Raw genomic sequence first — 17,795 nt, forward strand, 5'->3', positions numbered from 1 at the left:
TCCTCACATTTCCATGCCGAGCAGCTGCCCGACCGTGTGAACGTCCTTGTCGCCGCGACCGGACAGATTGACGATCATCACCTGATCCTTGCCCATGCTTGGTGCCATCTTCACGGCTTGCGCAATCGCATGAGCGGATTCAAGCGCTGGAATAATACCTTCAACGCGGGTGCAAAGCTGGAAAGCTTCAAGCGCTTCGTCGTCGAGGATCGGCACATAGTCAACGCGGCCGCTGTCTTTGAGCCATGAATGCTCAGGACCAACGCCCGGATAGTCGAGACCTGCGGAAACTGAATGGCCTTCGAGAATCTGGCCATCTTCGTTCTGCAGCAGATAGGTGCGGTTGCCATGCAGAACGCCGGGGCTGCCTGCACTCATCGAGGCACAATGCTCAACGCCATCAAGACCGCGACCGCCAGCTTCAACACCGACGATCTTGACCGATGCGTCGTCAAGGAACGGATGGAACAGGCCAATTGCGTTCGATCCGCCGCCGACGGCAGCAACGATCACATCCGGCAAACGGCCTTCCTGTTCAAGAATCTGCTTACGCGCTTCCACGCCAATCACCGACTGAAAATCGCGCACGAGTTCCGGATAAGGATGCGGACCAGCAGCGGTGCCAATCAGGTAATAGGTGTCTTCAACATTAGTGACCCAGTCGCGAAGTGCTTCGTTCATGGCGTCTTTGAGCGTGCCGTTGCCAGCCGTGACAGGCTTTACTTCGGCACCCAGCAGTTTCATGCGGAAGACGTTTGGCTTCTGACGTTCAACGTCGGTGGCACCCATATAGACCACGCAAGGCAGGCCGAAGCGGGCTGCAACGGTTGCCGATGCAACACCGTGCTGACCAGCGCCGGTTTCAGCGATGATGCGGGTCTTGCCCATGCGCTTGGCAAGCAGGATCTGGCCGAGGCAATTGTTGATCTTGTGGCTGCCGGTATGGTTCAGGTCTTCGCGCTTGAAGTAAATCTTCGCGCCGCCCAAATGTTTGGTCAGGCCTTCAGCATAATAAAGCTTGGAAGGGCGACCGGCATAATAGGTCGAAAGATCGGAAAGCTCGGCCTGAAATTCAGGATCGCTCTTTGCCGTATCATAGGCTTCCTGCAATTCGAGGATCAGCGGCATTAGCGTTTCGGCGACAAAGCGTCCGCCAAAAATGCCGAACATGCCTTCTTCATCCGGGCCTGTCTTATAGGAATTGGGTTCAACCGGCTTGTTCAATGCTGCCACTCCGTCATGTGCAGGCTATTTGTCTGGCATCAGACACAGCCTGAAAGAATTCTCTAATAAGACGCACATCCTTTTCGCCAGGTGCGCGCTCTACGCCGGACGATACATCGATACCCGGCGCACGCGTATTTTGCAGCGCCTCGGCAATGTTGCCCGCGTTCAGTCCACCGGAAAGCATGTAATCGACACTTTCGTCAAGCGCGTCGAGCAATGTCCAGTCAAAGGATACACCATTGCCGCCGGGAAGGTCTGAACCTTTCGGCGGTTTGGCATCAAAGAGAAAGCGATCTACGATACCCTTATAAGGCGCGATCACTTCGAGATCGTGCGCGTCACGAATTGCAAAAGCCTTTATCACCGGCAGGCCATAGCGCTTCTTCACAAAGCCCACGCGTTCAGGCGTTTCATGGCCATGCAGCTGCAACATGTCAGGCTTTAATTCGCGAACGATTTCATCAAGCGTTTCGTCATCCGCATCAACGCTCACAGCAACCACTTTGGCGCGGCCTTTTGCTGCTTCACGCAGACGCCCTGCATCAGCGGGGGTAAGATGGCGTGGGCTCTTTGGAAAGAAGATGAAGCCAATATGCGTCGCTCCGCCATCGAGAGCAGCATCGACTGCTTCAGGCGTTTTGAGACCGCATATTTTTATATCAAAAACCATGGCGTTTCCGTCGCACATATTGCGACGGGACTCAAGCCGTTCCCGGCGCTGTTTCGGCTGGCGCGTCATCATAACCCTGTGCGATCAGGGTATCATACGCTTCCATGACCTCAAGGGGAACTGCCTGCGCAATCTGAAAACCCAGTGCCGGATATTCCAGAATGCGCCGCAAATCGCCTGTCATTTCACGGACCAGCTTTTCGAATCCGTGAGCCGTTGTCGGCTGATCCTCGAAAGATGTAGCGGGTGCTGTGACAAAAGCCTTGGCTTCCGGCCATTGCCGGTCAACCGTTGCACGCACGCGGCGTTGCGTCTGTGGTTTGGTGACGAAAATCGGACTGATGGCACCTGGCACCATCTTTTCGCGCGAAAAAAGGATGTTTTCGCCAATATTGGTCGCTTTTGGCTCGATGATGATGGCGCTTTCCGGCACGCCTTCAGCAATTGCGATTTCCGCAAAGGCTTCGGCCTCCGATGCCTTGTAGAGCCCTTTGGTCCAGTTACCGCTATGGCCAGTGAACATGAGCCAGGTGCCAAGGCCCTGCATGTAGAGATCGGCCGCATGTTTTGCGACGCGGGTATCATAACTGCCTAAGCCGATAATGACATCGGCGGTCTGAAGTTCGTCATAGATGCAATGGTAATCCCATAGCACCCGGGCGGCATTTTGAATATTTGATGTCATGTAAAGTCGATAGCCTGTAATGCGCTGCCATTGCGCTTGAGCCATGCTTTGCAGCGCTCGGTATCGGGGCAAAGCTCTTGGCAGAGTTTCCAGAATTTCGGCCCATGGTTCATCTCGATCAGATGCGCCACTTCGTGGGCGACGAGATAGTTGATGACGGGCGGCGGGGCCATGCCGATGCGCCATGAGAAGGAAAGCACGCCATCGGAAGTACACGATCCCCAGCGGCTTTTGGTATCCTTGAACCGGACCGCCTTGGCTTTGCGGCCCACGGTTGCCGTATGACGGGCAACCAGTTGCTCGATGTCGCGTTTGACTTCGCGCTTGAGGTAATCGGCGACACGCCGCGAAAGATGTGCGGGGTCGCCATGAACGAGCAGAATATTGCCTTCCAGCAAATCCACCGTGCCACGTCCGGGCTGATGGGTGATGAGATGCGGCACACCGCGAATGGGTATTTTCACACCCACACGAAGGCCAGCCTGATCGGGCAATTTTGCAATGCGGCTTTCAATCCAGCCTTCATGGCGGATCAAAAAACTCTGCACTTCGCGGTCGGGCAAACCCGGTGGAATTGTAACACGCAGACCCTTACCGCCGGTCTCGATCCGAAGTGTCAGGCGTTTGGCGCGCGGGTTTTCAAGCACGCGCAAAGGCAATTCACGCCCTGCGACCGCATGAATGCGTTCGCTTCTGACTGTCGCCGACTGTTTAGCCTTCGATGAACGAAATAAGGAAAAGCCCATTCCTTAAAAATAAGTGATTCGCGAAAAAAGCCAGAAATTTTTGACGTTCAAAGCAAAACGACGCGGGACTAACCCGCGTCGTTACAGGTATTACAGCAATAATTTAGCGGTCAAATATCCGTGACATCGTTGCTGTCGGTCTTTGCTGGCGTGCGTTTGCCATTGGCGCGACGCTCATTCATGAAACGCTCGAACTCTTCCTTGTCACGGGCACGGCGAAGTTCCTGCGCATAGGCTTCGAAGTCGGCGCGGGCTTCTTCAAGCTTGCGGCGTTCTTCAGCCAGACGGTCGAGTTCTTCGCGGCGCCAGTCATCGAAAGCGGCATTGCCTGTCGTGCCGCCAAAGCCGAAGCTTTCACTTTTACCGCAGTTGCGGAAAGAGCCGAACATTGAGTCGGTCTTCTCGTTAACTTGGCGTTTGAAATCACCGAGGCGGTCGCCCCAGATAATATAGGCGAGCATGGCGAGGCCAAGCGGCCAGAAGAAGACAAAGCCCAGCACCATCAGCGCAATTGTCGCTGGTGTCCATGCGGGGCGGATCAATGCAGAATTTGTCATGGTCTACTCCGTCAGTTTAAAAGCATTTCCAGCAAAAGTGCGAAGCGGATTTGCGTGGAATAATGCGCCAAAGCAAATAGACAGAGCGGTTTATATCGGTATCTCAGAAATTGGCCGCTCTGAGGGCCGTTCGCTTAGTCTCGCGGCTTGAATTTGACGTGGTAAACCAATTGCGGCTTTTCAAGAATGTTGTGGGCCTGTTCCCGCCATGCGAGAGCTAAGCAATGTGATTATCTCGGAAATTTTTTCCGTAAATGTTCAAGCGTTGCCACTCCAAGACCTGCAATCAATGCCCAGAAGGCTGAGCCGACGCCGAAAAAGGCAATACCGGAGGCGGTGACAGTGAAGGTTACGATAGCAGCCAGCCGTTCTTCTTCATGCTTAAGTGCCAGCGACATTGCATTGATAAACGGTCCCATGAGAGCAAGGCCTGCCACCAGTGCAATCAGCGTTGCAGGCAGAACGGCAAAGATTGCCACCAGCGAAGCGCCGAATAAAGCGAAGACCACATAGAATGCCGCATAAACGGGCCCGGTCATCCAGCGCTTGGTCGGATCGGGATGGGCATCCGGATTGGTGCAAAGGGCGGCTGAAATGGCGGCAAGATTGCTGGTCCCTGCACCAAAGGGGGCGGTCAGCAGAGAGAATATCCCTGTTACCCTTAGGGCGGCGCTGGTTGGTGGCTCATAGCCGGATGCTCGTAATACGGCAAAGCCCGGAAGGTTCTGAGACGCCATCGTCACCAGATAAAGCGGAAGAGCGATGCCGATCATGGCGCCGATGTGAAACTCTGGCCAGATCAGCGTGAGTGTCGAGATCTCTGGCGCAGGCAATTGCGGAATGCGTCCTGTCAACAGCGCATAAGCCATGCCGAGTACGAGCACGGCAATGACGGCGAGTGATGGATTGAACAGGCGGATGATGAAGAAAAGCGCTACCAGCGGCAGAACGAAACTCGGATCAAGCGAGACAGATTTTGCAGCTGCAATGACGAAGCTAAGCAACACTCCGGCCAGCATTCCCGAAGCAACCGATGCCGGAATGCGTGAAACAAGCGTTGAAAGCTGACGGACCAATCCGGTGAGGATCAGCGCAAGAGCTGTTACGATGAAAGCGCCCACGGCTTCAGGCATGGTAAAACCGACACTTGCGCCGATCAGTGCCAGACCGGGTGTGGACCACGCCGCGATGATCGGCATTTTGTAGCGCACACTAAGCCATGCAGATGAACCAGCAATAGCCAGACACACTGCCGTCACCCAGCTTGCTGTTTCGGCCTGCGTTGCGCCCAGCACATTGGCCGCCGCTACAATGAGCGCCAGCGTGCTGCCAAAGCCGACAATGGCAGCAACCGCAGAAGACGCAAAAACCGAAAAGCGCATGACTTAGTCTCCGAAAGATATACGTTCGGCGAGGGCCGAGACGGTGCGGATCAGCAGTTCCAGGTCTTGCGGGCGCGAAAGACGATGGTCGCCATCGCGAACCAGCGTCAGCGTTACATCATCAACCGGCAGATGTTCAACGAGCTTAAGCGCATGTTGGTAAGGCACAGCCACATCCTGCATCCCTTGCAGGATATGCACCGGACAACCGGTCTCGATAATGCCCTTAAGCACAAGATTGTTACGACCGTCTTCAATCAATGCGCGGGTATAGATGTAAGGGTTCGGCGAATATTCTGAAGGCTCTTCAAAATAGCCCTGTTCCATCAGATCTTTTTTCTGTTTGTCGGTCAGCGATGGTTCGACAAGCTCGGCAGTAAAGTCCGGGGCCGGGGCAATCAGAACGATCCCGGCAGGAGACTTGCCTGCTTTCTTCAGTTCCTGCGCCATGCGCAACGCAATCCAGCCGCCCATGGATGATCCGACGAGGATCTGCGGGCCTTCCGCATATTTGTCTAAAACCGTGAGACTTTCATTCAGCCAACGTGAGATTGTGCCCTGATTGAAGTCGCCGCCCGACTCACCATGCCCTGAATAATCAAGACGCAGAGCGGAGTGCCCTGTCTTTTCAGCCCATTCATCAAGAACAACAGCCTTGGTGCCAAGCATGTCAGAGCGATAGCCACCAAGCCAGACAATGCCGGGAGCAACCTGTCCCGCACGGTTGCGGACTGCGATTTTGGCGCCATCGACATCAATAAAATCGGGTTCAGCTGCGCTCATGCTTGGTCTCCTGAATTGGCAGGCACTCTATCAAATTCTTTTCATTTGCCATTTCTGCCCGTCAGAGAAAACCTTTCGACTGGCCACTCCCTTGAAATATTGAGGAATGTGACCGATATGTCGCTTTACACTCCCGAAATACTTCTTTCTTCGTCGGGGGTGATTTTCCCAGTCAAAGATGCTATTGACTTTACCGCTCGCTTGACCACATTTCCGCGTTAAACAGGGGTTTGATGGGGGAATGCCGTCGCGGGCAACGAAATTAAACCGCCTATGACGTTAATAATCAGGAGATAACGACCATTCGCCGACCGTTCAGAGCGACGCCGGTCCAGAAAGACGGACCGCGCTCCAACCGTGATATCCGGGTTCCCCGGGTCCAGCTTATTGATGCCGAAGGCCATAACCACGGCAGTATCCCGACGCAGGACGCCATTGCGATGGCAGAAGAAGCGGGTCTCGATCTCGTTGAGATCGTGCCAAACGCTGAACCACCTGTGTGCAAGATCGTGGATCTCGGCAAGCTGAAGTATCAGAATCAGAAAAAAGCCTCCGAAGCCCGCAAGAAGCAGAAAACGGTCGAAATCAAGGAAATCAAGATGCGACCGAACATCGACACTCATGACTATGAAGTGAAGATGAAGGCTGCACAGCGTTTCTTCGAAGAAGGCGACAAGGTCAAGGTAACACTTCGTTTCCGTGGCCGTGAAATGGCCCACCAGGAGCTCGGAATGAAGCTTCTGCTGCGTGTGAAAGAAGATACCGTCGAAATCGCCAAGGTGGAATCCGAGCCAAAGCTCGAAGGCCGCCAGATGATGATGGTTCTGGCTCCGCGCTGATTGTAAATTCCCGCCTTTGAAAAGCCGCCTTCGGGCGGTTTTTCTTTTTCCAGAATCACCCCACTTTCAGAGAAAACCATGAAAACATTGGGCGAACTGGGCAAATATCAGCAAAGACGCCGTCTTGCGATTGCTCTTCTTATCGGACTTCTTGTTGTCGCACTGTTCTTTGTGCGCTCGCGGTCAATTGGGCATTTGCATGAATATATCGAATCATTCGGCATAAGCTTGATCGTTGCAGCCATTCTCGGACGCATGTGGTGCACGCTTTATATCGGTGGTCGCAAAAGTGCCGAGATCGTGCAGACCGGTCCTTATTCGATGACGCGTAATCCGCTTTATGTGTTCAGCAGCATCGGCGCGATCGGTATCGGCGCGCAGACGGGCAGCATTATCATTGCGTTGGCCTTTGGTGTGCTTTGCTATCTGGCTTTTTCAACTGTCATTCGCACGGAAGAGAAGTTCCTCAAGGCCAACTTCGGCAAACCATACGAGGATTATTGTGCACGCGTGCCGCGATTCTTTCCAAGCTTTTCACTGTTCCGCGATGATGATGAGCTCAGGGTAAAGCCTCATCGACTGTATCGGACCTTTACAGATGGTCTGGTGTTCTTTGTGGCCTATCCGTTCTTTGAATTCATTGAGTACCTTCAGGACATCGGTACATTACCGGTTCTGCTGCGACTTTATTGAGTTTGAGGCACGATTCAGCCTGATTCACGTTGATTCAGGCATTGCGTTTTCTGGCCTTTAAGCCTATAAGGCCGCGTTCGAACCGCCCGGCAGGGCATGCCGTGGCGGTTTCGTATGCTTTTCAGACTTGGTCGGTCTGGAAGTAAAACAGAGTTCCGGTCTTTTGCAGGACGGACGCCTTTTCAAACAAGAGGCGTGGAGTGTTGCAAGCACGACGGGGACTAAACAAAGGAGTAGCAAAATGCCCAAGATGAAGACCAAATCGGCTGCTAAGAAGCGGTTCAAAATTACTGGCACTGGCAAAGTTGTAGCTGCGGCTGCAGGCAAGCGCCATGGCATGATCAAGCGCTCGAACAAGTTCATTCGCGATGCACGCGGCACCATGGTGCTCTCGGACGCAGATGCGAAGATCGTAAAACAGTTCCTGCCTAACGGCCTCTAAGCCGTCTATCCTCTAAGGAGATCATATCATGGCACGTGTAAAACGCGGCGTTACCGCCCACGCCAAGCACAAAAAAGTTCTCGACCAGGCTTCGGGTTTCCGTGGTCGTCGTAAAAATACGATCCGCACTGCTAAGGCTGCTGTAGATCGTTCGAAGCAGTATGCTTACCGCGACCGCAAGAATCGCAAGCGTACGTTCCGCGCTCTCTGGATTCAGCGTATCAACGCTGCTGTTCGTGAACAGGGCCTGACCTATGGTCGTTTCATCGACGGTCTTGCTAAGGCAGGTATCGAAATCGACCGTAAGGTTCTTTCCGACATCGCAATCCATGAACCTGATGCGTTCGGTGCGCTGGTTGCGTCGGCAAAGAAGGCTCTCGAGTACCTCAAGAACACCGAGACGCCAAACGCTTTTGAAGGCGCTGTTCGCTAAGCCAGCCCTTCCCAAGTGATATTTTGAATTTGGGGAACCCGCGCTGGCTCGGCTGGCGCGGGTTTTTCTTTCGTATCTGGCGCCAATGGCGCGACCAAGAGGCGTCGAGTGTCCCCTGGACACGAGAGGGATGTAAACCAAGAGGCGTGGAGCGCGTTCAGCGCGACAGGGATATAGACAATGAGCGATCTCGAACAACTCGAACAAACGATCATGGGCGAAATCGCTGCTGCCAGCGACGAGCAGGCGATTGAAGCGGTGCGCGTTGCAGCACTCGGCAAAAAAGGCACTATCTCTGAAAAGCTGAAGACGCTGGGCAGCATGACACCGGAAGAGCGTCAGGCGCAGGGTCCTGCCATCAACGGCCTGAAGAATCGCGTCACCGAAGCGCTCACTGAACGCAAGACAGAGCTGCGCAAGCAAGCCATTGCAGCGCGCCTTGAGCGTGAGAAAGTCGATGTGACCTTGCCGGTACGCGAAAGCGCCGCATCGCGTGGCCGCATTCACCCAATTTCTCAGGTTATCGATGAAATCACCGCGATTTTCGCGGATATGGGTTTCTCGATTGCCGAAGGTCCGGATATCGAGACCGACTATTACAATTTCACGGCGCTGAACTTCCCTGAAGGCCACCCGGCGCGTGAGATGCACGACACGTTCTTCTTCAATCCAGACGAGAAGGGCGAGCGCAAGCTATTGCGTACGCATACCTCGCCGGTGCAGGTGCACACGATGGAGAAGTTCGCAGCCATTCGCGATAAGGAAGGCCGTGACGAACCGATCCGCATCGTCATTCCGGGCAAGACCTATCGCATGGATTCCGACGCCACTCATTCGCCGATGTTCCATCAGGTCGAAGGTCTGGTCGTCGATAAGTCGGCTAATGTCGCCAATATGAAATGGGTGCTGGAAGAATTCTGCAAGGCTTTCTTTGAAGTGCCAAACGTCACGATGCGCATGCGTCCGAGCTTCTTCCCATTCACCGAGCCATCGGTTGAGGTTGATATTCAGTGCGACCGTTCCGGCCCGCATGTGAAATTCGGCGAAGGCACGGACTGGCTCGAAATTCTCGGCTGCGGCATGGTGCATCCGAATGTGCTGCGCGCTTCGGGTTATGACCCGGACGTCTATCAGGGCTTTGCATGGGGTATGGGTATCGACCGCATCGCCATGCTGAAATACGGAATGCCTGATCTGCGTGCCTTCTTTGATGCCGATGTGCGTTGGATCAACCATTACGGGTTCCGTCCGCTCGATCTGCCAACGCTGTTTGGTGGCCTGAGCGCATGACGCAACTGCCCGAACCTTATCGCGATGCGGTGACTTTTGCCTTTGGCGATTCGCCGGAACTCGCCGATGAGTTGCTTGCGCTCGTACTGGCAGGTCGCAAGACTGCGACCTGTGCCGCGCTTGCCTCGTTCGGTGAAGACAGCGAGCCGATGCCGGTCGTCGGACGTCGTGATGTGGTTCTGGATGGTCTTGGTCAACCTGCCGCGGTGATCGAAACAGTAGAGCTGACGGTCCGCCGCTTCGATGAGGTTGATGCCACATTTGCGGAACAGGAGGGCGAAGGCCCGCTGGAAGAATGGCGAAAGGGGCACGAGGCCTATTTTCGCCGCAACGGCGGCTTCTCCCTTGATATGGAATTGCTTTGCGAGCGCTTTCGCGTGGTCGAAGTGCTTAAACGCTGAAATTTAGGAAAGAACACGATCATGAAATTCACGCTTTCCTGGCTCAAGGATCACCTTGAAACCGATGCGACGCTCGATCAGATCGTCGAAAAGCTGACCGATATTGGTCTGGAAGTGGATGGGGTCGATGACCGCGCTGCTTTCAGGGCCTTCAAAGTTGCCAAGGTTTTGACGGCAGTTCAGCATCCGGATGCCGACAAGCTGCGCGTTCTCTCGGTTGATACGGGCGAAGGCCAGCCGGTTCAGGTTGTTTGTGGTGCTCCGAACGCGCGCGCCGGTCTCGTTGGTGTTCTGGGTCGTCCGGGCGATTACGTTCCGGGCCTTGATGTCACGCTCTCGGTTGGCAAAATCCGTGGCGTTGAGAGCTTTGGCATGATGTGCTCGGAGCGCGAGCTGGAACTTTCTGATGAACATAATGGCATTATCGACCTTCCGGACGATGTTCCGGTCGGCACGAGCTTTGCCGCCTATATGGGTCTTGATGATCCGATTATCGAAATCGGTCTGACGCCAAACCGCGCAGATTGCACTGGTATTCGTGGCATTGCCCGTGATCTGGCAGCCGCGGGCCTCGGCACGCTCAAGAAGCTCGATGCTGAACCTGTAAAGGGCGAAGGCGAGACACCGGTTAAGGTCATTCTCGATCAGGATGCCGAAAACCCGTTCTGCACCGGCTTCGCACTGCGCATGGTCAAGGGTGTCAAGAACGGCCCAAGCCCGAAATGGATGCAGCAGCGCCTGAAGGCTATCGGTCTGCGCCCGATCAATGCACTGGTGGACATCACCAATTATGTGACGTTTGATCAGGGCCGTCCGCTGCATGTTTTCGATGCGGCCAAAGTTAAGGGCAATCTGACAGTGCGCGCGGCAAAGGATGGCGAAACCATTCTCGGCCTCGACCAGCGCGAATATAAGTTCAAGCCGGGCACGTACGTGATCGCCGATGAAAACGGCCCCGAATCGATCGCCGGTATCATGGGCGGTGAGCATTCGGGCTGCGATGAAAACACTGTCGATGTGCTGATCGAATCCGCTCTTTGGGACCCGCGCACAATCGCACGTACGGGCCGCGAACTGGGCATCGTCACCGATGCACGCTATCGCTTTGAGCGTGGCGTCGATCCTGAAATGATGATTCCGGGTGCGGAAATTGCAACCAAGCTGGTGCTCGAACTCTGCGGCGGTCAGCCGACAGTTCTCGACGTGGTTGGTTACACGGCACCGACCGCACGCGTGATCGATTTTCCGGTTACGGAAGTGAAGCGCCTTACCGGCATCGATGTTTCCTATGACGCATCTTTCGACATTTTGAAGCGTCTTGGCTTCGGCGCTGAAGGCGACGGCAAGGTCATCAAGGCAACCGTGCCAACATGGCGTGGTGACGTGGAAGGCAAAGCCGACCTCGTTGAAGAAGTCATGCGTATCCATGGCATCAATCAGATCGAACCACAGCCGTTGCCGGGCCTTGGCACGGTGAATGGCCGTATTCTGACGACATTGCAGATCCGTACGCGTCTGGCACGTCGCACACTTGCTTCGCGCGGCATGATGGAAGCTGTGACCTATTCCTTCATTTCCGAAGCGCAGGCCAAAGCCTTTGGCGGTGGCAAGCCGGAACTGAAGCTGGCGAACCCGATCGCAGCCGATATGTCGGATATGCGCCCATCGCTTCTGCCGGGTCTGCTGTCTGCTGCTCAACGCAATGCGGATCGCGGTTTTGGTGATACGGCACTGTTTGAAGTGTCTGGCATTTATGAAGGTGACAAGCCGGAACAGCAGCGTCGTGTGGCCGGTGGTGTCCGTCGTGGCACGGCTGGTGTTGAAGGCTCGGGCCGTTTCTGGTCTGGCAATGCAGCACCCGTTGGTGTGTTTGATGCCAAGGCTGATGCCCTGGCTGCCCTTGAAGCGGCTGGCGCGCCGGTTGATCGCATCCAGATCGAAGCCGGTGGTCCGGAATGGTTCCATCCGGGTCGGTCGGGCACACTGAAGCTCGGACCGAAGGTGGTTCTGGGTTATTTCGGTGAATTTCACCCTGATACGCTGGAAGCGCTTGATGTTTCAGGCACGCTTTGCGGCTTTGAAGTCTATATTGATGCCATTCCTGAGCCGAAGGCAAAGGCAACCCGCACCAAGCCAGCTCTGAGCCTCTCGCAGTTCCAGAGCCTCAAGCGTGACTTCGCTTTCGTCGTGGATGCAAGCGTTGAAGCCGGTAACGTCGTGAAGGCCGTTTCGTCGGCTGACAAGAAGCTGATTGCCGGCGTGCAGGTGTTTGACGTCTTCACAGGCGCTTCGCTTGGTGAAGGCAAGAAGTCGATTGCGGTTGAAGTGTTGTTGCAGCCACAGGATCGCACGCTGACCGACGAAGATCTGGAAGCACTGGCAAAGCAGGTGATCGCAAATGTCACCAAGCAGACCGGCGGCGTTCTTCGCGGATAAGAATGAAACAAAAAGCCCGGCTTTTAGCGGGGCTTTTTTAACCTCGTAAACCGATACAATTGCCCCATGGGTCTTTGACCTGACACATGCGCATGTCGTCTTGAATATCGAGCGGCCCGCGATAAAGCGTGCCGCCAATGGCAATCAAATGCGCAAGCATTTCATCGAAATCCTCGACGTGCCAATAGACAACACTTCCCGCAGCACCCGATGAAACTTTTTCATCTGCCGGAACAATTTCCAGATCCACATCGCCGATCTGCAGATAGCTGAAATCAAACGCTTCAAGATGTTTGAGAACAGCTTGCGGAAAGGCTTTGAGATACCACTCGATTGCCGTCTCAACATCGCCGACATGGATCAGAACGGCGGATATCGTGCCACTCATGCGGGGACAGCCGCACGCGCAGGCATGGCAAGCATGGCCATGTCGATGATCTTCTGTACAGCTTCGCGGGAATTGCCATCACGGGCTTCAAAAGAAATGCTCTGCTGGATCATGTGATAAAATTCGGTCATTTGCGCGATGTCAGTTTTTTCTGGCAGATCGACTTCTGCAATGGCGCGCTTCAGACGCTGTGAAAGCCGCTCATGATTTGTGTGACGAACACCCTGAAGGAACGCCTTCACATCGGCATTTTCAGGTTTGCACTGGATAGAGCTGACACTGATCATGCATCCGCCAGCAGGACACGCAAAGGCGCTGTCGGCGCTGAGTTCCAGCCATTGCCGCATACCGTCCTGAATGGTGCGCGCATTTTCGAGTGCCTCGAAAGGAGTGGCGCCAATCGTGCGGCTATAATAGTCCACAGCTTCGCGAAACGCCTGCTCCTTGTTGCCAAATGCTGCGTAAAAGCTCGGCGGCGTGATGCTGATCGCCGATGTGAAATCGTTGATCTGGGCGCATTCATAGCCTTTTGCCCAGAAGACTTTCATGACTTTTTCCAGCGCAGTATCGCGGTCGAAACTGCGCGGTCGGCCGCGCGGAACCATTTTTCGCCCTTTCTGTAGTCATCCTTATATAATTTGCTTGACGCTCCGGAGCAAGGCGATATGAATTATGTAGTATTGACTATATAAATAGGATTCGTCCCATGAACGAAGTGTGTGATTCTGCCATCACGGCGGAAGGGGCTTCTGCGTCTTCAAGCGAGGCGCGTGCAATCCCACTGGTGGTTTATTGCCTGACGCTTGGCGTCTTTGCACTGACCACTTCCGAGCTGATGATTTCCGGCATGATGCCAGCACTTCAGGAGGCTTTTGGCCGCTCGATTTCCGATATTGGTAATCTCATCTCGGTCTATGCTCTCGGCATGACGATAGGTGGTCCGCTGGTGACAATGCTATTTCTGGCGCTGAAGATTGAAAATAAGCGCGGGCTGCTATTGCTTCTGATCCTTTATGCTGTGGGGCAAAGTGTGGCTGCCTCAACCAGCAATTTCCATGTGATGTTGGTAGCGCGTGTTTTCACCGGCATGGCAGCGGCGACAAGTTTCGGCCTGATGCTGGCGATCACTGCGCAGCTCGTCGTGCCTGAATTACGTGGTCGTGCATCGTCGCTGGTCTTTGCAGGTCTTATGCTGTGCACTGTTTTGGGTGTGCCGCTGGCAACCGCTATCACCAACGCTTTCGGCTGGCGGGCAAGCTTCTGGGCGATTGTGGTGCTGGTGCTGTTTTGTGCGTTGGTGATTGCGCTCAAAATCGAAGCAAAGCCAAATCATTCGGAAGTAAATCTGCGTTCAGAGCTGAATGAAATGCGCAAGCCACGGTTATGGGCAGCTTATGCAACCAGTGCCCTGGTGATCGGTGCCTCCTTCTCGGTTTATAGCTATCTTTCGCCAATTACTGCGAAACTAGCTGGCTTCCCGGAAGCGCAACTGCCTTATTTGCTGGCGGTTTATGGCGCTGCAAACATCATCGGCAATTACATTGTTGGTCGCTTTGCGGACCGTCATACGATTGCGACTATCTTTATCGGCATTCTGATCATGCTGGCGGCAATGCTGATCTTTGCACTCTTTGCGGAGCTGAAATTTGCAACCATGCTGGCAATCGTCATGATTGGTCTTACGGGCATTGCGCTTAATCCCGCTTTCATTGCCCGCGTCATGCGGATTGCGCATCCGGGCGCGCTGGTCAATGCGATGCACGCATCTGTCATCAACATCGGTCTGGGCCTTGGGCCATGGGCAGGTGGTCTGGCGCTTCAATCCGGATATAGCCTTCATGCGCCGCTGTGGGTGGGCTTTATCATGACGCTTCTTGGTCTGTTGAGTCTCGCGCCCCGCGCGTTGCGTCGGATGTAATTTTCGACCTGCAAATAAAAAAGCCGGGGTTGATGCCCCGGCTTTTTGTATCGGAAGGGATGATTAATCCTTCGAGAAAATGGTTGCGCTCTGCGATGTCGAAACCATGGTGTTGTAATCACTAACAATCCACTGAAGATCAGAAGCGGCATTACCCTTGCGGGCATCGCCCTTGGTCTTTTCCAGTTTTTCCTGGAAATCGCGCAGCTTGCCCAAAAGGCTTGCAGGGCGGGATTCGAAAACATGGAACGAGTTTGGATGCTCGGTTGCGTAATCGTCCATTTCGCGAACGGCGGCCGCGTAAGTGTCCATGGCTTTGCCAAAGGCTTCCATATCGACAACTGGCTTTTCATTTTCCGGCAGCAGTTCAACAACTGCATTGGCACGCATCATGACATTGCGAACCTGCCAGTTGGCCTTCTTGCCTTCGGCCTTTTCAAGCGCATCAAGTTCGGCAAGATCGATTTTGGCCTTTTCCTCGCCTAACAGCGCATCGACATGCTTGCGTTCTTTGGTGAACTCTGGCGCATATTCGGCGATCTGTTTGTGGAATTCCTTCGCACCAGCAAACTTGTCGGACTTATAGTCCTTGCGGTCGTAATATTTGCTCGCCTTTTCAACCACCGGGGCAAGCTTCTGATAGATCGCAATATAGCTCACCATCGCTTCATCAAGCGCAGGGAGTTTTGGGTCTGCCTTTGTGGCTTCTTCGGCTGCTTCAATTTCACTACGAACATCATAAAGCGAGTAAAGGCCGTAGACATTGCGCTCCTTACCGGTCGGGCCCTTCTTCATGTCGACCCAGCTATCATAGCGGTCGAGCGATTCCGAAGCGCGAATGGTGCGGTTGAGAAGCGAAACATAGGCGTTCATCTTTTCAATCGCAGCATTTGGATCGGCCTCATCGGCAGTTTGCGCGAAAGCTGCGGTCGGCAGACTGACCGCGAGAAGCGTGAACAGGATCGCACGAGGCGAGAAGCGTTTCATGTGGTTTTCCCTCATTGAGCACATTCTAAAAACGGTAAAATGATTGCAGTGCATCGATTTTAAAGGCCGGAAGTATGTCCCCGTCCGTCCTAATTATTCTCTGGCCCATCATTGTCTGGCATCGTCAGGGAGCCAGTTGCTCCCGGAGCGATTTCTTATGACGGTGATGATTGTGGTGACGATTGAAAGCACGATCAGATATTCGACAAAACGGAACGGAATCACAAACCAGCCGCTGATCGTGCGTTCGATTGCGCCATAGAGATTAACGATCTGGAACTCGTAATTTACGCCGGTACTACCGCCGCCATGACTGACGATTTCTTTGATTTGAAGATGACTGCCGGGGCTTCCGAACAGCCACACCAAAGGCTGGTTGTAAACAGGGTTGCCGCGGCTGTCGAAAAACATGGCCGTAAACGACATGAATGAAATCATGATGGCTGCTGCTTCGGGCTTTCTCCGGTCAACTTTCGAGAACCAGAATATCGCCGAGCAGACGGCAAGAAGAAAGATGCTCGCGACGCCATCGATAAAGATGACGCCATACATCCCATACATGAGGCCAAGCCCCACGAGGGAGAAGCAAGCAATAGCAGCGGCGGCGATGGCAAATATGCCAAGCACTTTCGTGATGGTTCCTGTTTGCATAGGGCGCAAAAAGCACGCACCCGCAAGAATGACAAGCCTTATTAGATTTTTCTACTTTATGAGGGCGGTCATTTAAATCTTTGCGTTTGTTTTATTCTGTGAACGCGAAAAGGCGGGGCTACCCCGCCTTTTTTTGCATAAAGCCAAAAGCTTTAGAGGCCGGTAGTTGCCAGCAATGCATCGGGATAGCGTTTGCCTGCAATCGTGTCTGAGCTGAAAAGCGTGTTCAGGCGATTTAGCTCGTCACTGCTCAAAGAAACATCTGCGGCCTTTGCATTGTCTTCGAGATGGTTGACCTTACGTGCACCGGGGATCGGTACGATGAAATCGCCCTGATGAAGAACCCAGGCAAGCGCGAGCTGCGCCGGTGTCACCTGCTTTTCACCAGCCATCTCGACAATCAGATCGACCTGCTTGTTGTTGGCTTCAAGGTTGCCGGGCTGGAAGCGCGGCAAGGTTTTGCGGAAATCATCTGCAGCAAAATCCGATTGCGAACGCACCTTGCCGGTCAACATGCCACGACCAAGCGGGCTATAGGGCACGAAGCCGATACCAAGTTCGGCACAAACAGGCAGCACGTCATTTTCAGGATTGCGTTCCCACAGTGAATATTCGCTCTGAAGTGCCGCAATTGGGTGTACGGCATGGGCACGGCGCAGCGTCTTTACACCTGCTTCCGAAAGGCCGATGGTCCGGATCTTACCCTCATCGATCAGATCTTTCATCGTGCCGATGACGTCTTCAATCGGCACATTCGGATCAACGCGATGCTGATAGAAAAGATCAATGGTTTCGATGCCGAGGCGCTTGAGAGAGGCGTCGGCCACGGCGCGAATATTTTCAGGACGACTATCGACGCCAACTGGCTTGCCATCCTCGATCTTGAAGCCGAATTTCGTGGCAATCGTTACTTTATCGCGAACTGATTTGAGTGCCTTGCCCAGCAGCTTTTCATTTTCATAGGGGCCGTAAACTTCAGCCGTATCAAAAAATGTTATGCCAAGATCAAAGGCACGGTGCAAAGTGGCAATGGCATCCTGTTCGTCCTGTCCGCCATAGGCATAGCTCATGCCCATGCAGCCGAGGCCGATTGCGGAGACAGTCAGTTCCTGGCCAAGCTTGCGCGTTTTCATCGGTATTCCTTTCGGGACGAGTTCTCAAATATGGGGAGCTCGGAAACTCTGAAAACACAGGGTTTCCGGTAAGGCCGAAACTAACTCTCGAACAGGCGTTCGATAATACTGATTTATTTTCACGGGTTATTCTA

General features: G+C 54.0%; 20 protein-coding genes. 8 read left to right on the forward strand and 12 right to left on the reverse strand.

Going from position 1 to position 17,795, the window contains the following annotated elements:
* Positions 1–3: 3 nt before the first annotated feature.
* The 7 genes from trpB to KMS41_11080 form a co-directional block, all read right to left on the reverse strand.
* On the reverse strand, positions 4–1,224 hold the full coding sequence (gene trpB / locus KMS41_11050; GenBank protein QWK77598.1) for a tryptophan synthase subunit beta: 1,221 nt from the start codon (positions 1,222–1,224) through the stop codon (positions 4–6).
* A gap of 13 nt (positions 1,225–1,237) precedes the next feature.
* Positions 1,238–1,897 (reverse strand): phosphoribosylanthranilate isomerase, encoded by a 660-nt coding sequence (locus KMS41_11055; GenBank protein ID QWK77599.1) that lies wholly within the window; start codon positions 1,895–1,897, stop codon positions 1,238–1,240.
* 31 nt (positions 1,898–1,928) lie between these two features.
* Entirely contained in the window at positions 1,929–2,582 is a 654-nt protein-coding gene (locus tag KMS41_11060) for a YdcF family protein (protein ID QWK77600.1), read from the reverse strand.
* Complete coding sequence (locus KMS41_11065) at positions 2,579–3,328, reverse strand: M48 family metallopeptidase (GenBank protein QWK77601.1); 750 nt, start codon at positions 3,326–3,328, stop codon at positions 2,579–2,581. The genes KMS41_11060 and KMS41_11065 overlap by 4 nt, the downstream gene beginning before the upstream one ends.
* A 110-nt stretch (positions 3,329–3,438) precedes the next feature.
* A complete protein-coding gene (locus KMS41_11070; protein ID QWK77602.1) occupies positions 3,439–3,885 on the reverse strand; it encodes a DUF2852 domain-containing protein in 447 nt (148 codons plus the stop codon).
* A 230-nt stretch (positions 3,886–4,115) separates the two neighbouring features.
* Complete coding sequence (locus KMS41_11075; GenBank protein QWK77603.1) at positions 4,116–5,267, reverse strand: benzoate/H(+) symporter BenE family transporter; 1,152 nt, start codon at positions 5,265–5,267, stop codon at positions 4,116–4,118.
* A gap of 3 nt (positions 5,268–5,270) precedes the next feature.
* A complete protein-coding gene (locus KMS41_11080; GenBank protein ID QWK77604.1) occupies positions 5,271–6,050 on the reverse strand; it encodes an alpha/beta hydrolase in 780 nt (259 codons plus the stop codon).
* Between the two features lie 302 nt (positions 6,051–6,352).
* Here KMS41_11080 and infC point away from each other — a divergent pair, with 302 nt between their 5' ends.
* The 7 genes from infC (at position 6,353) to pheT (ending at position 12,584) form a co-directional block, all read left to right on the forward strand.
* The gene (infC, locus tag KMS41_11085) at positions 6,353–6,889 is read left to right on the forward strand and encodes a translation initiation factor IF-3 (protein QWK78856.1); all 537 of its coding nucleotides are present in this window, start codon (positions 6,353–6,355) and stop codon (positions 6,887–6,889) included.
* 78 nt (positions 6,890–6,967) lie between these two features.
* Positions 6,968–7,582: an isoprenylcysteine carboxylmethyltransferase family protein gene (locus tag KMS41_11090; protein ID QWK77605.1), complete on the forward strand. Its 615-nt coding sequence runs from the start codon at positions 6,968–6,970 to the stop codon at positions 7,580–7,582.
* A gap of 241 nt (positions 7,583–7,823) precedes the next feature.
* Positions 7,824–8,024 (forward strand): 50S ribosomal protein L35, encoded by a 201-nt coding sequence (gene rpmI / locus KMS41_11095; protein ID QWK77606.1) that lies wholly within the window; start codon positions 7,824–7,826, stop codon positions 8,022–8,024.
* Positions 8,025–8,052: 28 nt separating this feature from the next.
* Positions 8,053–8,457: a 50S ribosomal protein L20 gene (gene rplT / locus KMS41_11100; GenBank protein ID QWK77607.1), complete on the forward strand. Its 405-nt coding sequence runs from the start codon at positions 8,053–8,055 to the stop codon at positions 8,455–8,457.
* 180 nt (positions 8,458–8,637) lie between these two features.
* Positions 8,638–9,747: a phenylalanine--tRNA ligase subunit alpha gene (pheS, locus tag KMS41_11105; protein QWK77608.1), complete on the forward strand. Its 1,110-nt coding sequence runs from the start codon at positions 8,638–8,640 to the stop codon at positions 9,745–9,747.
* On the forward strand, positions 9,744–10,148 hold the full coding sequence (locus KMS41_11110; protein ID QWK77609.1) for an ASCH domain-containing protein: 405 nt from the start codon (positions 9,744–9,746) through the stop codon (positions 10,146–10,148). Before pheS ends, KMS41_11110 begins: the two co-directional genes overlap by 4 nt.
* A gap of 21 nt (positions 10,149–10,169) precedes the next feature.
* Entirely contained in the window at positions 10,170–12,584 is a 2,415-nt protein-coding gene (pheT, locus tag KMS41_11115) for a phenylalanine--tRNA ligase subunit beta (protein ID QWK77610.1), read from the forward strand.
* Positions 12,585–12,621: 37 nt separating this feature from the next.
* Here pheT and KMS41_11120 read toward each other — a convergent pair whose 3' ends face one another.
* Positions 12,622–12,972: a glyoxalase/bleomycin resistance/dioxygenase family protein gene (locus KMS41_11120; protein ID QWK77611.1), complete on the reverse strand. Its 351-nt coding sequence runs from the start codon at positions 12,970–12,972 to the stop codon at positions 12,622–12,624.
* A complete protein-coding gene (locus KMS41_11125) occupies positions 12,969–13,577 on the reverse strand; it encodes a TetR/AcrR family transcriptional regulator (GenBank protein ID QWK77612.1) in 609 nt (202 codons plus the stop codon). The genes KMS41_11120 and KMS41_11125 overlap by 4 nt, the downstream gene beginning before the upstream one ends.
* A 101-nt stretch (positions 13,578–13,678) precedes the next feature.
* Here KMS41_11125 and KMS41_11130 point away from each other — a divergent pair, with 101 nt between their 5' ends.
* Positions 13,679–14,890 (forward strand): MFS transporter, encoded by a 1,212-nt coding sequence (locus KMS41_11130; GenBank protein QWK77613.1) that lies wholly within the window; start codon positions 13,679–13,681, stop codon positions 14,888–14,890.
* A 63-nt stretch (positions 14,891–14,953) separates the two neighbouring features.
* On the opposite strand, the gene KMS41_11135 is transcribed toward KMS41_11130, so the two are convergent.
* From KMS41_11135 to KMS41_11145, 3 genes are all read right to left on the reverse strand, one after another.
* Positions 14,954–15,877: a YiiG family protein gene (locus KMS41_11135; protein QWK77614.1), complete on the reverse strand. Its 924-nt coding sequence runs from the start codon at positions 15,875–15,877 to the stop codon at positions 14,954–14,956.
* Between the two features lie 108 nt (positions 15,878–15,985).
* The gene (locus tag KMS41_11140) at positions 15,986–16,528 is read right to left on the reverse strand and encodes a hypothetical protein (protein ID QWK78857.1); all 543 of its coding nucleotides are present in this window, start codon (positions 16,526–16,528) and stop codon (positions 15,986–15,988) included.
* Positions 16,529–16,680: 152 nt separating this feature from the next.
* Positions 16,681–17,661, reverse strand: a complete 981-nt coding sequence (locus KMS41_11145) for an aldo/keto reductase (GenBank protein QWK77615.1) — start codon at positions 17,659–17,661, stop codon at positions 16,681–16,683.
* Between the last annotated feature and the right edge of the window lie 134 nt (positions 17,662–17,795).

This window comes from Ochrobactrum sp. BTU1 (assembly GCA_018798825.1).
Taxonomy (GTDB): domain Bacteria; phylum Pseudomonadota; class Alphaproteobacteria; order Rhizobiales; family Rhizobiaceae; genus Brucella.

What these genes read in the sequence shown, in the direction of transcription:
- KMS41_11055 (QWK77599.1), bottom strand. Translation starts at nt 1,897, where the DNA reads ATGGTTTTTGATATAAAAATATGCGGTCTCAAAACGCCTGAAGCAGTC.
- KMS41_11060 (QWK77600.1), bottom strand. Translation starts at nt 2,582, where the DNA reads ATGACATCAAATATTCAAAATGCCGCCCGGGTGCTATGGGATTACCAT.
- KMS41_11065 (QWK77601.1), bottom strand. Translation starts at nt 3,328, where the DNA reads ATGGGCTTTTCCTTATTTCGTTCATCGAAGGCTAAACAGTCGGCGACA.
- KMS41_11070 (QWK77602.1), bottom strand. Translation starts at nt 3,885, where the DNA reads ATGACAAATTCTGCATTGATCCGCCCCGCATGGACACCAGCGACAATT.
- KMS41_11075 (QWK77603.1), bottom strand. Translation starts at nt 5,267, where the DNA reads ATGCGCTTTTCGGTTTTTGCGTCTTCTGCGGTTGCTGCCATTGTCGGC.
- KMS41_11080 (QWK77604.1), bottom strand. Translation starts at nt 6,050, where the DNA reads ATGAGCGCAGCTGAACCCGATTTTATTGATGTCGATGGCGCCAAAATC.
- KMS41_11090 (QWK77605.1), top strand. Translation starts at nt 6,968, where the DNA reads ATGAAAACATTGGGCGAACTGGGCAAATATCAGCAAAGACGCCGTCTT.
- rpmI (QWK77606.1), top strand. Translation starts at nt 7,824, where the DNA reads ATGCCCAAGATGAAGACCAAATCGGCTGCTAAGAAGCGGTTCAAAATT.
- rplT (QWK77607.1), top strand. Translation starts at nt 8,053, where the DNA reads ATGGCACGTGTAAAACGCGGCGTTACCGCCCACGCCAAGCACAAAAAA.
- pheS (QWK77608.1), top strand. Translation starts at nt 8,638, where the DNA reads ATGAGCGATCTCGAACAACTCGAACAAACGATCATGGGCGAAATCGCT.
- KMS41_11110 (QWK77609.1), top strand. Translation starts at nt 9,744, where the DNA reads ATGACGCAACTGCCCGAACCTTATCGCGATGCGGTGACTTTTGCCTTT.
- pheT (QWK77610.1), top strand. Translation starts at nt 10,170, where the DNA reads ATGAAATTCACGCTTTCCTGGCTCAAGGATCACCTTGAAACCGATGCG.
- KMS41_11120 (QWK77611.1), bottom strand. Translation starts at nt 12,972, where the DNA reads ATGAGTGGCACGATATCCGCCGTTCTGATCCATGTCGGCGATGTTGAG.
- KMS41_11125 (QWK77612.1), bottom strand. Translation starts at nt 13,577, where the DNA reads ATGGTTCCGCGCGGCCGACCGCGCAGTTTCGACCGCGATACTGCGCTG.
- KMS41_11130 (QWK77613.1), top strand. Translation starts at nt 13,679, where the DNA reads ATGAACGAAGTGTGTGATTCTGCCATCACGGCGGAAGGGGCTTCTGCG.
- KMS41_11135 (QWK77614.1), bottom strand. Translation starts at nt 15,877, where the DNA reads ATGAAACGCTTCTCGCCTCGTGCGATCCTGTTCACGCTTCTCGCGGTC.
- KMS41_11140 (QWK78857.1), bottom strand. Translation starts at nt 16,528, where the DNA reads ATGCAAACAGGAACCATCACGAAAGTGCTTGGCATATTTGCCATCGCC.
- KMS41_11145 (QWK77615.1), bottom strand. Translation starts at nt 17,661, where the DNA reads ATGAAAACGCGCAAGCTTGGCCAGGAACTGACTGTCTCCGCAATCGGC.